The organism is Plantactinospora sp. BB1 (genome assembly GCF_003030385.1).
GTDB lineage: Bacteria > Actinomycetota > Actinomycetes > Mycobacteriales > Micromonosporaceae > Plantactinospora.
Window position 1 is genome coordinate 1,011,311 of the sequence record NZ_CP028159.1, and the last position, 12,929, is coordinate 1,024,239.

Sequence of the window (12,929 nt, forward strand, 5' to 3'; positions counted from 1 at the left end):
CGGAGGCGGGCCCGCTCGCCAGGTCGATTCGGCTTTAATGGTCCCGTGCCGACGCGCCGTACCCCGATCGTGGCGTACCTCGCCGCAGCCGCTGCCCTGGCCGCCACCGCTGCCCTCGTCGTCGCCGCGGCGCAGGCGCCCGGCTGGCTCGCCGCGCGCCGCGACGCCGCCCCGGCCGAAATCGTTCCTGGCCAGGTGCGGAACCCCTGGCTCTGGCAGGCGACCGTCGACCAACATCCGGTCGGGCCCGCCTCGGTGCTCTTCTTCACCGCGAACACCCGCTATTTCGAGTCCACCGGTGTCGTGGTCGGCCGGGACGGCGGCTACCGGCTGCTGCCGATCAACATCGGCGAGGAGCACGGACTCCTCTCACCGGACGGCCGCTGGTATCTGCGTCCCGGCACCGGCGGCCTGCTCGACCTGCGCAGCGGCGACGAACGGCGTACCCACCCGCCGGGGTTGCACCCGCTGGCCTGGTCCCCGGACGGCAGGTCGGTCGTCGCCACCCGGAACAACGACGACCAGGTGATCACGTACGGGCCGGACAACCGGCAGCTCAACGATCCGGCGAAGCCGGACGACCTGCTCGTCGTCGACCCGTGGAGCGGGGTGCAGCGGGTACTGCCGGTCGGCGTCTTCGCCAGCCACAGTGCGGCGGCCTGGTCGCCCGACGGCTCGGCGCTGGCGGTGACCGGCCCGGCGGACCCGGCCGCGCAACTGGCCGAGCGGGAGCGGCTGGTGGTGGTCGACCCGGTCAGTGGCGCGGTGCGCTGGCGGGTCGAGTTGGGCGAGCGGCAACGGCTCGCCGGCCGGGCCGCCTGGACACCGGACGGCGGGCGGATCGCCCTGCTGACCCACGACGGCTGCACGACCCGCTGCGCAGACATCGCCGAGACGCTGCGCCGCTCGTGGCGGATCGAGTTCCTCGACGCCGCCACCGGCCGCCCGGCAGGCGCCCCGGTCCCGGTCACCGGCTCGGCCACCGAACTGGTCTCCTGGCGCGGCACGGACCCGGTGGTGGAGCGACAGTCGCCGGAGGTGGACCACGAGAAGCGGCAGACGGCGCTCGCGGCGGTCACCGCAGGCGGCGCGGAGCAGGTGCTGCTGACCGCCCCGGCCGGGGTCAGCGACCTGGAGGTACCCGGTGACCTGCTGGTCCGGGCCGCGTTCGGCGGTTCGGATCCGCGTCCGTCCCCGTTCGCCGCGCCGCCGTGGCTGATCGCCGCCCTCGCCGTGGGGCTGCTGCTCGCCGTCCTGGTGCTGCTGCGCTGGCGGCGCCGGAGCGCAGCCGCGATGCGCTCGATCGACTAGCCGACCGCGTACGCCCTCCCGTCGGCGCGGACCGCGATCCGGCCCTGCGGGCTGACTCCCCCGCACTCCCCGGGAGAGTCGGTCATCTTCGGGTCGACCGTCAGCGTTTGATCGACTATCCGGCTGCCTGTCGGGTCGGTCAGGTCCACGGTCACCTCGACCGGGCCGGGCGGCATGTCGGGAATCTCGACGAAGCCCGACTCCTCGCCCGTCGGCTCCGCGCGCGCGGCACAGACGGAGTCAGACGCGTTCCCGGTGCAGGTTTCGTCCGCGATCCGGGAACTCGGCTGCAGGATGACCGGCCGCGTCTGGCAGGAGTCGTTCCAGCACACCGTCAACTCCCCTGTCTCCACCCGTCCCGCGACCGCCGCGTCGACGGTGACGCCGATCCCCTCAGGGACACCAATCAGATGGCACGTCTTCTCTCCGCTGCCGGAGCAACCCGCCAGGGCCATGACCAGCAACGTCGCGGCCAGCAGTGGTCTGCCGCTCGGCATGGGCACTCCAATGCGTTCAGTACCGGGAATTGACGACACCGCTGCCCGGGTATCGTCGCAGACGGTTCCAGATCATCGACGTTTCCGTCCGGGCAAGCACATCCCCGGGCTGGTGCCCCGTCTTTGACAGGTTGATCGGGTAACCCGATGCTTCCAGGCAACTCTGAGCCGGCGATCTCCTGACGTCGGGTGGGGAGCGGGGTGGTGATACTCGCCGAGGAGACTGTCGAGCTGCCCCGCTTGTGCGCCCACCCTCCCGGGCTGCCGAACCCTGGTCTCGCCCGGCCGGTCGACGGCGAACCGCAGCACGCCGTCGACAACCCCGGTTTCCGTGCCCCGCCTGTGCACCCAGCTCGACAGTCTCCGCGCCAACTACCCCTGGCTCCGCCGCCGGGTCGCTCCTGTGGTTGCCGGCTGTCCGCCCAGCGATGCCGCTGCCACGTCACGTCACGTCACACGGCCTGCAACGGTGATCCGGATAGCGGATTACCGAGACGACCGCAAAGACCGGAAGACAGCTCGCCAAAAGACGCCCCACACCAAAGGGCTTGCCCAATCAACCTTCAAAGACGAGGCACTAGCTGTCACGCCAGTGGACCCGGGTCGGGCGGAGGCCGGTGGCCGCGTACTCCAGGGCAGCGTCGCGGACCGCGCCCGGGGTCACGCTGGCCAGCTTCGGACCGCAGGTGATCGGATCGCCGCCGTAGTCGAACTCGATTCGTTCCACCTCGGCCGGCCATGACGGCAACTCCAGCTCGTAGCCCAAGCTGGGGTGAGGTCCGGCCCAGTAGAGGAATCCTCGCATTGGATGCCCGAGCCCCAGCTGCAACGACGGCAGCCCCGGCTGCCCGCCCGGCCGGAAACCCGGCTCCAGAAACCTCGGCGGATACAGTCCTACCACCTGCGGCCCGGTCGAGATCACCGCCAGTCCGGCCAGCAGGGCATCCAACTCGGCAACGTCGCCCACCGCCCGCCATCTGCTCGACCCCCACCCCACCGCCACCATCACCCGGCGGCTCCCGCGTCCACCGAGGACGCCCCACCACCGCCCGGCCGGGCGGGTCGGGGCAGGTCGCCGAGCCGGCCGGCCAGGACCAGCCGCTCGTAAGCCCACCGCCACTCGTCGCACCGGCTCCGGCCACAGCGCACGCAGACTCCGAGGTCGGGATCGTTGGCGTGCGTCCGCATCGTGTCCCGAAAGTGCGCCGCCATCTCGTCGGAAACCTCGACGGCCGCAGACGGCCGATCAACCGGTCGGTCCGTCACCGCCGACCACCACCAGCTCGACCGGGTACGCCCACCAGCGCCCCAACCGCAACACCACCCCACCCCGCCCTCCGGGCGGCTCCCGCGAACCAGGACACCTGTGCCTCCCGACGTCGTCCTTACCTGTCGACTGGATCGGCACCGAGGCGGGCGGGGTCGGTCAGCGCGACGTACATCGCGGAAACCGGTGGCCACAGCACCCGCCCCGGGCCGTAGCTGGATCCTGCGGGTCGGATTGGGCTGCGAGAATGACGCGTTGTTGGTGCGATATATACGCAAAGCTCATTGGTTCGATAACCTCGTCGGGTATCTGCCCGACGCCAACCGGCAACCCTCGTGGGGGTCCTGACATGTCCAGCAAAGCCCCGCCAGCCTGCCGCCGGTGTGGCACGCGGCTGGCGAAAGACAATCGCACGAGAGTCTGTCGGCGTTGCGGCGGCGAGGCCAGCAGTTACCTTTTCGCGCCGCCACCATTGCCCTCCGGGTTCTGGCGGGCGAGGGAGCTACGCGATGCTTTCGCCGAGCGCCACATCGGCCACGTGATCAGGGCGTACCGGCATCATCCCCACCACGGGCCACGACCGCTGCCCCAGGACCTCGTAGCTGGCTGGATGAACCTGTCGCAGGCCCAGCTCAGCCGTCTGGAAAACGGGCCAAGGCTACGCGACCTCGATCGGCTGGTCGACTGGGCGCTGCTACTCGGCATGCCTGCGGAGATGCTCTGGTTCGTGCTGCCCAGCAGTGCGCCAGCACAGCCCCATCCTGGTCCGGACGACATCGCGCTTCCGTTTGTGGACTCGCTCCGTGCCGTCGATCGAGAGGTCGGCGGCGCTCACCTTTACGCGACAGTCGCAGCCCACCTCGCTCAGTACCCGTCCGCGCTTCAATCGACCGGTGCAAGTTCACGAACGCACCCCCGACCAGCATCTGTAGCCTCCCTTGCCGAAATGGCGGCCTGGATGGCGTTGGAGAGCGGCGCCAGGACGACGGCCCACAGGCATCTGTCCTACGCGGTCGCCACCGCCGTCATCAGCGGCGACAGCCAACTGGCCGCTCAGGTCTGTGCGAGTCTCAGCCACTTCACCCACCAGGATGGCAACGCGCTGGATGCGGTGGCACACGCCGACGCCGGGCTGGTACATCTCCGGAAGGCGCCACCGCACGGCCCTCTTGAGGCTCGGCTACAGGCAGTCCGCGCGTCCGGGTTGGCCGCAGGCGGCCGCCCCGTCGAGGCCGTAGCGGCGATCACCGCCGCCGAGAGAGCATTCCAGGGCACATCTGCCCCCTCCTCACGCTGGTTGAGCCCGTTCGACGAAGCATCCCTCGCCGCGGAGGCAGCCCGGTGTTTTCTCCAGATAGGCGACTTCGCCGAGGCGGCCCGACGACTACACCAGGCCCTCGCAGGTCGCAAGCACGGTCACGTACGTAGCCGTGCGCTCGCCCAGATCACGCTTGCCACGGCCCTGCTTGGCCAAGGGCGGCCGGACGAGGCGTGCGCTCTTGTCCGCGAGGTGCTCGCAAGCACCACGAACCTCGGCTCGGCAGTACTCCTCGACCGGCTGAAACACGTGGCGTTGCTGCTCAGGTCCCACACCGAGCGATGCGGCGACGTTCCGGAGTTGATCGAGCGGCTTCGACAAGCTGTGCTCGACCGGGCGTGGATCGGCACCACCGGGGCCTTGCATGAGCTGCCAGCGGTACGTCGGTCGCGATGACCAGCGAAGAACGGCCACTGTACGAACGCGACCGGGCAGCCTGGCGTGAGCACCTCGCCGAGGGTAACTCCAGGCAGGCCCGCAAACGGGTCGGCGCGGACGCCCTCATCCGGAACGGTCGGGGTGAGATCCTGCTGGTGGATCCGAGTTACAAACCAGACTGGGATCTCCCGGGCGGCATGGCCGAGCAGAACGAACCACCGCACCAGGCTGCCGAGCGTGAACTGCGGGAAGAGTTGGGTCTCGAACTCTCGCTCAACACGATGCTGGTGGTCGATTGGGTCGCACCGCACGGCCCCTGGGACGACAGCCTCATGTTCGTCTTCGACGGCGGCATCCTCGACGATCGACAGATCGCTTCGCTCCATGTGGCGGATCCGGAGATCAGGGCGTTCGAGTTCGTCTCCGTGGACCAGGCGGCGACGTTACTCAGGCCGTACGTCTGGAAGCGGCTCGATCGGGCACTGGCCGCCGGCACCGACGGCACGGCGGGCTACCTGCATACGTCGGTGCACGACTGGCTATCCGGATGACGACGTGTTGTGCGAGCTGGGCAGTCACGGCCCGGCACACCGGTGACCGCGCCGGCTGACGTGTTCGGGACAGCTCGGCGATACCCGTCCGGCTCTCCGTTCGACGATGATGGCCCGGTGGCTGACACGTACTCGTATACCGACGCCGTACGTCTGCTCGGCGGCGGGCGCAGCCGGGTCGTCACCGCCCTGGACAACCTGGCCGGGGGGCTGCTGCTCGGCGGGTCGCTGCTGGTGCCCGGACTGCTCGCGCTCTTCGATGCCAAGGCGGAGTTCGCCCGGCTGAGCCGGGAACTGGTCGGCAAGGCCAGCGAGCAGTGGCACGGGCTGGGCAGGTACGACCGTACCGAGCGGCTGGCCGCCGCGCACTCGGTGCTCGTGGTCACCGCCTATTTCGAGGCACTGGCCGAACTCGACCTGCCGATCTCCTTCGCCGAACTGGAGTTGACCCGCGACGAGCAGTTGCTCCTCACCGGCCACAAGATCGAGAGCACCGTACGCTCGCCACTCAGGGCGTTGTTCTCCTCGCCGGTGCCTCGGCCGGCGCCGCACGAACCGTACGGGGAATTCCGCGGCGCACTCCGACTGATGTACGAGGTCGTCACGGTACGACTGGAGGGTTTCCTGCCCGGTCTCGCCGCCTGGGAGCGGCTGCCACCCTCGGATCGGACCGCCTTCCTGACAAGCGTGGAGCCGCTGCCCGAGCAGGCGATACGCCGGTACGACGAGTTGTTCGGGCGGCTCGCGGCCGACTTCCCCGAGGTGGCGTTCTGGGCGCAGCTCCGCGAGCACGAGGGGACTCGGGCCGAGGTGCGCGGGGTGCTGGCGGTGCTGCGCGACGCGCGGGCCGACGTACGGGAGTTGGGCATTTCGCTCGCCGGACTGGAACGGACGCTCGCCCGGATCGCGGCCGGCCGGACCGCCGCCGACCTGCCGGAGGCGCTGCGTCGGGCCTACGCCGACACTCTCGACGACTCCGTCGTCGAGTCCGGTGAGGTGCCGGACTGGCTCTCGGTGCCGACCCTCGGCCAGGCGTACGTGCCGCCGCTGTGTCGGGTCGCGGAGTTGGTCGGCGACGACGCCAGGCCCAGCGACGAGTGGTGGTGGACGCAGCAGCCGGTCCGGGACGACCTGCCGGAGTTCCTGTTGGGCTACCTCACCTCGCCGCGAGCCACCCGGACGCCGCTGCTGGTGCTGGGCCAGCCCGGCTCGGGCAAGTCCGTGCTGACCCGGACGCTCGCGGCACGGCTACCGGCCGCCGACTTCCTGGTGGTACGGGTCGAGCTGCGGAACGTGTCGGCCCTCACCGACCTCCAGGACCAGATCGAGCGCGCGGTCCGGGACGTCACCGGTGAGCGGATGGACTGGCCGGCGCTGGCCGGCGAGGCCGGCGGCGCCCTGCCGGTGGTGCTGCTCGACGGTTTCGACGAACTGTTGCAGGCGACCGGGATCAGCCAGACCGACTATCTGGACCGGGTGGCCCGGTTCCAGCGCCGGGAGGCGGTCCAGGGCCGGCCGGTGGTCGTCGTGGTGACCAGCCGGACCAGCGTGGCGGACCGGGCGGTGCCGCCGGACGGTACGGTCGCGGTCCGGCTGGAGCCGTTCGACGCCGAGCGGGTGTCGGCCTGGCTGGACGTGTGGAACGCCGTGAACGCCGAGAACTTCGCCCGGCGCGACGTGGCACCGCTGGCCCCCGACACCGTGCTCGCGCACGGGAGGCTGGCCGAGCAACCCCTGCTGCTGCTCATGCTCGCGCTCTACGACGCGGACGGCAACGCGCTGCGCGCCGCGGGCCAGCTCCGCCGCGACGAGTTGTACGAGCGGCTGCTGGACCGGTTCGCCCGCCGCGAGGTGACCAAGCACCGGGCGGGACTGGACCGGTCGGAGTTGGACGCGGCGGTGGCCGCCGAGCTGTACCGGTTGTCGGTGGTCGCGTTCGCGCTCTTCAACCGGGGTGCGCAGTGGGTCACCAAGAAGGAGTTGGACGACGACCTCGGCGCGCTGCTCGGCCCGGCTCCGTCCAGCCCACCCGCCGAGCACCGCCGCACGCCGCTGCGCCCGGCCGAGATCGTGCTCGGCCGGTTCTTCTTCGTGCACCGCTCCCGGGTGGCCGACAACGCGGCGGCCGGCGACGACGAGCTGGAGACGTACGAGTTTCTGCACGCGACCTTCGGCGAATATCTGGTCGCGCGCCTCGTCTGGCACGTCCTGGCCGGCATGGTGGCAGCGCGGCAGGCGGCCGCCGTCGCACCCTTCGGGATGCCGTTCGGCGACCCGCAGCCGGTGGACGACGGCCGGCTGCACGCGCTCACCTCGTGGGCCGCGCTCTGCGGCCGGGCGCCGGTGGTGGAGTTCCTGACCGGGATGATGCCCACTTTGGATCAGGAGCGCCGGAACTGCCTGGTCGAGCTGCTGATCGGGCTGTTCCGGGCGGCGAACTGGGCGCGCGCCGAGCACCGGTACGACCGATACCAGCCCCGCCCGGTGCCGGTGCCGGCCCGGCACGCCGCGTACTCGGTCAACCTGTTGCTGCTCGCCGTCTGCGCCGCCGGTACCCTCCCCGGCAGCACCCTCTACGGCGCCGGCACCAACGTCGTGCCCTCCTGGCACCGGCACGTGTTGCTGTGGCGCTCACAACTGCTCTCGGCCGACTGGACGAGTTTCGTCCGGACCGTCGCGCTCGACCGGGTCGGCATGGGCGAGCACCGGGACATCCAGCTCCGGCTGGCCGGTCCGGAAGACGAGACGCCGCCGCCGATCGACCTTGGCTGGACGATGGGCCAGGTCTGGCCGGACCAGCAGCCGGAGCACGTTCCCCGGGTTGTCACCTTCCGGTGGGGGGCCCGGGAGGTGAACCTGCTCTGCGGGGTCGGCGAGGACATGACCCAACACGCGCTGGACCCGCTGATCGCGCGCCAACCCGACGCCGTCAAGGTGGCTCGGGTCGGGCCCGCGGCGCAGTTGCGGTCCGAGGCGCACGAGCTGGTCGCGCTCCTGCTGACCCCGCTCTCCGAAACCACCCCGACCGAGCGGCTCTCCGTCTATCGGCGGTGGCTCCGGATGTGCGAGTTCCGACCCTTCGAGACGCTGCCGCTGACGCTGCTGCTGGAGCGGCTCGCCGCCGACACCGACCTGCCGGCGCCGGTCGCGGCCGGAATCCTCTCCAGCGCCACCGGGCAGGCGCGCCAGGGGTACTTCCAGGCGCGTCCGCTGCCACCCGAGCCGTACCTGCGCTGTGTCCGGGTGTGGCTGGGTCGGGACGAGGACGCCGACCGGGAGCTGGCCCGGCTGTTACGGCACCTCCTGCCGGACCTGCTGGTGGAGCGGAATCGCCCACGGCCGGGGACGTCAACGGCCGAGCATCTGACGGCCGTCCTCGACGAGCTGGAACGACTCGACCTGCTCGACGAGGCCGGCGTGGACCCGACCCTGCCACCGATTCTGCGGGCCACCGCCACGATGGCCGGCGGCCCGGCCGGGCCCGCCCCGCCCGGCTGACCGGGCTGCGGTCGACCGGGGCTCAACCGGCAGTGGTCGAGGCCGTCGACGTCGTGGCCCGCTGCATCAGCGCGACGTAACCGTCCTCAAGGGAGGGTGCCACCGGCTTCGCGTCCGCACTCGGCCGGGTCGGGCTGACCACCCGGTAGTGCGTACCGTCGGTCCGGCCGATCGCCGAGACCACCACCCCGACCGTCGGCGCCGGACCGGAACTGGTCACCTCCCAGGTGGCACCCTCACCGACCCGGACCAGGTCGGTGACCATCCCGGTGTAGACCACCCGACCGGCCGCCATCACCGCCGCGTGCTGGCAGGTCTGCGCCACGTCCTCGACGATGTGCGTACTCAGCAGCACCGTACGATGCCCGGCCAGCCTGGCCAGCAGGGTCCGGAAACGTACCCGCTCCTCGGGGTCCAGCCCGGCGGTCGGCTCGTCCACCACGATCAGGGCGGGGTCGCCGAGCAACGCCTGCGCGATGCCGACCCGCCGTCGCATGCCGCCGGAGAAGCCTTTCATCCGCCGGCCGGCGACGTCGGTCAACGCCACCAGCTCCAGCAGCTCGTCGACCTGCCGGCGCCGCGCCCGGGTGTCGTCGAGCCCCTTGAGCAGCCCGACGTAGTCCAGGAACTCCCGAGGTGACAGGTCGGGATAGAGGCCGAGGTCCTGCGGCAGGTAACCGAGCCGGCGCTGCACCGCCAGCCGGCCCGCGCCGGTGGTCAGGTCGTGGCCGCCGACCCGCACCTGCCCGCCGCTCGGTGGCAGTACTCCGGCGAGGATCCGCATCAGGGTGGTCTTGCCGGCGCCGTTCGCGCCGAGCAGGCCGTACATGCCGCCGGGGATGTCGAGGTCGACCGAGTGCAGCGCGGTGACCCGGCCGAACCGGCGGGTCAGACCGGTGGTCTGGATGTCCATGCGAGGTGAGCCTTTCGACAGCCGGACGCGTCAGGCGGCGTGCCGGCGACGGGACAGGAGGGTGTGCGTGACCAGCAGGGGCGCGACGCCGAGCAGGACGAGCAGGGCGACGCTGAGCAGCGCGCTGCCGGCGCCCGGCTCGGGGCGCAGGAAGGAGAGCCAGCCGGGTGCGCCGGCGAAGAAGGCCAGCTCGCCGGAGAGCCAGCTCGCCTGGTAGTCGCCGATCGGGGTGATCAGCGTGCCGGTCAGCGAGGGCAGGAAGTCCGGGGCGAGCATGTTGCCCCAGAACCAGTAGCCGACGAAGAGCACCCGGAACAGCGGCGCGGAGATCGCCAGCGGGCAGGTGAGGGCGAACCCGGCGACGAAGGCGAGTCCGGGCAACATGATCACGGCGAACGCGAGTACCGCCCAGCCGAGCATCAGCGGGTCGCCCCGGTGCACGGTCTCGTAGCCACCGGCGACCAGCATCGCCAGCAGCGCCGGCAGCGCGGTCGCGGCGAGCCCGCCGAGATACTTCCCGGCCAGCAGCAGACCCGGCCGGACCGGCAGGCTCTCCAGCAGCGCGGCGGTGCCGAGCCGGCGGTCCCGGACCAGCCGGTCCGCCAGCACCATCCCGAAGCCGAGCGGCACGACGATGCCGAAGAGCAGCGCCCAGCCGGCCATCACCTCCGGCGCGGTGGCGTCCGCCGGCAGGTAGCGGGGCCCGCGCGGCCCCTGGAAGAGCGCGATCACCGCCGCCAGGAGCAGCGTCGTCAGCCACAGCGACCGCTTGCGGGCCTGCATCCGGAACTCGTACCGGCCGACCGCGAGCAGTTCCGACATCCCGTTCACTCCTCCTCCTCGGACAACAGCAGATGGGGCCGGCGCAGCAGCAGCGCGACGGCACCGGCGAGCAGCAGCCCGGTGAGCGTCAGCGTCAGCCGGTTCGTCAGCCAGCCCTCCCCGGTCCCCACCCGGCTGGTGGTGAAGAGGTAGAGCGGGCGGGTCCAGTCGTGACCGACCAGCAGGCTCGCCAGGACCTGCTCGCAGAGCCACAGCCCGGCGACCGCGCTGGTGGCCAGTACGACGCTGCGGCCGAGTACGGCGAGCAGCACCGCCAGCGCGCCGAGCCAGAGCGTCGGCGGCGCCCAGACCAGTGCCGAGGCGAGCGGGTTCGGGCCGGTCCACCAGCCGGTGATTCCGACCCCGGCGGAGTAGACCAGCGCGGAGAGCACGGTGGCGAGCGCCAGTACCCCGAGCCGGCGGCCGAGCGTGCGGGCGTACCGGGTGGGGAGCGCGAGTTGCAGTTCGCGGCAGCCGTCCCGGGCCACCAGGGTCACCGCGCTCATCGCCACGGCGAGCGGCAGCACGGCCTCCAGGCCGGTGAGCAGCAGGTCGCCGATCTGCCGTCGCCCGGCCCCGCCGTTGCCGGCGAACAGGGCCATGGTCACCGCGACCAGCAGTGCCGCCGGTGGGGTGGCCACGGCCGCCCAGCCGGCGCGCCTCGCCTCGTACCGCCACAGTTGGCGGGACTCGGCCCGCCGCAGTGGAACGTGCCAGGAATGTTGGGCCATCACGCAACTGGGTGGGCCGGCGGGCCGCCGGGGTTCACGGTGCGGCCGGTGACCCGGACCACATTCCGGGGCCGGTCACCCCGGGTGGGCGCGGCGTCCGACCGCCGGCAGGTGCGGCAGCAGTACGACGGTGCCGGCGATCAGCAGCGCCGCCACCAGCAGCTGCGGTCCGCTGGTCCGCCAGAGCGGTTCGACCAGCCGGTCCACCGTCCCGTCCAGGGCGCTGGAGCCGGCGAGCAGCCGGAGCACCCAGAGACCCATGGCGACCCCGATCCCGACCGCCGGTCGCCAGAGCACCGACAGCGCGAAGCTGACCGCCGAGAGCAGCGCCATCGGCCCGAGCCAGGCGGCGAAGAGTGCCGGTGGTGCTCCGGCGTCGACCCAGACCAGGCCGAGGGAGGCGAGCGAGGATGCGCCGAAGATCGCCCCGAGCACCAGGGTGAGCCGGGCCAGCAGCACCGCGCGTACCCCGGTCAGGCTCGCCGCGACCAGTTCGCCGGCCGGATCGGCGCCGCTGCCGCAGGCGCCGGCCACGCCGAGGGCCGCGACCAGGGGTACCACGATGGCCAGGACCTGTTCGGAGATCCCCGGCGGTGCCCAGCCGGCGACGCCGGTGCCGACCGCCAGCACCACGGCGGCGACCAGCCAGATCCGCCGGTCGACCAGGCGGCGCTGCGCGGCCAGGATCCGCGCCGCGCGGCGGGCGGCGGCGCCGCCGAGCGGTGCCGCATACCGGGGTACCGCCGACGCGTCGACCGCCGGCCGGGCCGACGCGATCCGGGACAGCAGCGTGTCGCGCAGTCTGGCCGGCGGTGCGGCGACCGCCGCGACACGGTCGCCGACGGCGTCGGCCACCCGTCGCCAGGCCGCCAGCTCGGCGGCGCAGCCGGGGCATTGCGCGACGTGCCGGGCCACCTGGTCGGCCCGGTCGGCTGCCAGCGTGCCGGCGGCGAAGGCCGTCAGCAGGTCAGCCGGGTGGGTCATCGTGCCGCCTCCCGTCCGGAGAGCCCGACCGCCGCGGCGTCGTCGGGCAGCGCCCGGGCGAGCCCCGCCCGGGCGTGGAACAACCGACTCTTCACGGTGCCGACCGGGATGCCGAGTACCTCGGCGATCTCGGCGTGCACGAGCCCGGCGCCGAACGCGAGGTCCAGCACCTCCCGGTGCGCCGGAGCCAGCGCGGCCAGCGCGGCGGCCACCGCCCGGGCGTCGGCCCGGGCCAGGGCCACCGCCTCCGGCCCCGGCTCGCCGGCCGGCACCTCGGCGGCGGCCTCCATCGGCAGCGGCGCCGGCCGGTGTGCGGTCATCCGGCCGAGCGCCTGCCGTCGGCAGATGCCGAAGAGCCAGGTACGCACCGTGGACCGCCCCTCGAACGAGCCGGCGCCCCGCCAGGTGGCCAGGAAGGTGTCCTGGAGCGCCTCCTCGGCCCGCCCACGGTCGCCGCCGAGCAGCCCCTCGGCGTACGCCAGCAGCGGCTGGCCGTGCCGGGTGTACAGCTCCTCGAAGGCCCGCTGGTCACCGGCGGCCACCCGCTGCAACAGCGCGCGGTCGACGTCATCCATCCCGTCCTGGGTAGCCGGCCGACCCGCCCGGGTTCACGTCCCGGCGCGGAATGTGCCGCTCGTCACAGTGGGCTTTACCGAATC

General features: G+C 72.3%; 12 protein-coding genes. 4 read left to right on the top strand and 8 right to left on the bottom strand.

Annotation, left to right across the window (positions count from 1 at the left end):
* Nucleotides 1-45: 45 nt before the first annotated feature.
* Nucleotides 46-1,311 carry a hypothetical protein gene (locus C6W10_RS04375; protein WP_107256739.1) on the top strand — a complete coding sequence of 422 codons (1,266 nt, stop codon included), beginning with the start codon at nt 46-48 and terminating at the stop codon, nt 1,309-1,311.
* On the opposite strand, the gene C6W10_RS04380 is transcribed toward C6W10_RS04375, so the two are convergent.
* The 3 genes from C6W10_RS04380 to C6W10_RS04390 all read right to left on the bottom strand — a co-directional run bounded on the left by C6W10_RS04380 (nt 1,308) and on the right by C6W10_RS04390 (nt 3,020).
* Nucleotides 1,308-1,847 carry a hypothetical protein gene (locus C6W10_RS04380; RefSeq protein WP_159104460.1) on the bottom strand — a complete coding sequence of 180 codons (540 nt, stop codon included), beginning with the start codon at nt 1,845-1,847 and terminating at the stop codon, nt 1,308-1,310. The two genes, C6W10_RS04375 and C6W10_RS04380, sit on opposite strands and share 4 nt — an antisense overlap.
* A gap of 538 nt (nt 1,848-2,385) precedes the next feature.
* Entirely contained in the window at nt 2,386-2,775 is a 390-nt protein-coding gene (locus tag C6W10_RS04385; protein WP_159104461.1) for an Imm1 family immunity protein, read from the bottom strand.
* A gap of 38 nt (nt 2,776-2,813) precedes the next feature.
* On the bottom strand, nt 2,814-3,020 hold the full coding sequence (locus C6W10_RS04390) for a hypothetical protein (protein ID WP_107256744.1): 207 nt from the start codon (nt 3,018-3,020) through the stop codon (nt 2,814-2,816).
* A 665-nt stretch (nt 3,021-3,685) separates the two neighbouring features.
* Here C6W10_RS04390 and C6W10_RS04395 point away from each other — a divergent pair.
* The 3 genes from C6W10_RS04395 (at nt 3,686) to C6W10_RS04405 (ending at nt 8,820) form a co-directional block, all read left to right on the top strand.
* Nucleotides 3,686-4,789, top strand: a complete 1,104-nt coding sequence (locus tag C6W10_RS04395; protein WP_159104462.1) for a DNA-binding protein — start codon at nt 3,686-3,688, stop codon at nt 4,787-4,789.
* On the top strand, nt 4,786-5,322 hold the full coding sequence (locus C6W10_RS04400) for an NUDIX hydrolase (protein ID WP_107256746.1): 537 nt from the start codon (nt 4,786-4,788) through the stop codon (nt 5,320-5,322). Before C6W10_RS04395 ends, C6W10_RS04400 begins: the two co-directional genes overlap by 4 nt.
* A gap of 117 nt (nt 5,323-5,439) precedes the next feature.
* Nucleotides 5,440-8,820 (top strand): NACHT domain-containing NTPase, encoded by a 3,381-nt coding sequence (locus tag C6W10_RS04405; protein WP_107256748.1) that lies wholly within the window; start codon nt 5,440-5,442, stop codon nt 8,818-8,820.
* Nucleotides 8,821-8,842: 22 nt separating this feature from the next.
* Here C6W10_RS04405 and C6W10_RS04410 read toward each other — a convergent pair whose 3' ends face one another.
* From C6W10_RS04410 to C6W10_RS04430, 5 genes are all read right to left on the bottom strand, one after another.
* Nucleotides 8,843-9,733: an ABC transporter ATP-binding protein gene (locus C6W10_RS04410; RefSeq protein WP_107256750.1), complete on the bottom strand. Its 891-nt coding sequence runs from the start codon at nt 9,731-9,733 to the stop codon at nt 8,843-8,845.
* A 30-nt stretch (nt 9,734-9,763) separates the two neighbouring features.
* Complete coding sequence (locus C6W10_RS04415) at nt 9,764-10,564, bottom strand: hypothetical protein (protein ID WP_107256752.1); 801 nt, start codon at nt 10,562-10,564, stop codon at nt 9,764-9,766.
* Entirely contained in the window at nt 10,561-11,286 is a 726-nt protein-coding gene (locus tag C6W10_RS04420; protein ID WP_107256754.1) for a hypothetical protein, read from the bottom strand. Before C6W10_RS04420 ends, C6W10_RS04415 begins: the two co-directional genes overlap by 4 nt.
* Before the next feature lie 75 nt (nt 11,287-11,361).
* The gene (locus C6W10_RS04425; protein ID WP_107256756.1) at nt 11,362-12,270 is read right to left on the bottom strand and encodes an anti-sigma factor; all 909 of its coding nucleotides are present in this window, start codon (nt 12,268-12,270) and stop codon (nt 11,362-11,364) included.
* A complete protein-coding gene (locus C6W10_RS04430; RefSeq protein ID WP_107256758.1) occupies nt 12,267-12,845 on the bottom strand; it encodes an RNA polymerase sigma factor in 579 nt (192 codons plus the stop codon). Before C6W10_RS04430 ends, C6W10_RS04425 begins: the two co-directional genes overlap by 4 nt.
* Between the last annotated feature and the right edge of the window lie 84 nt (nt 12,846-12,929).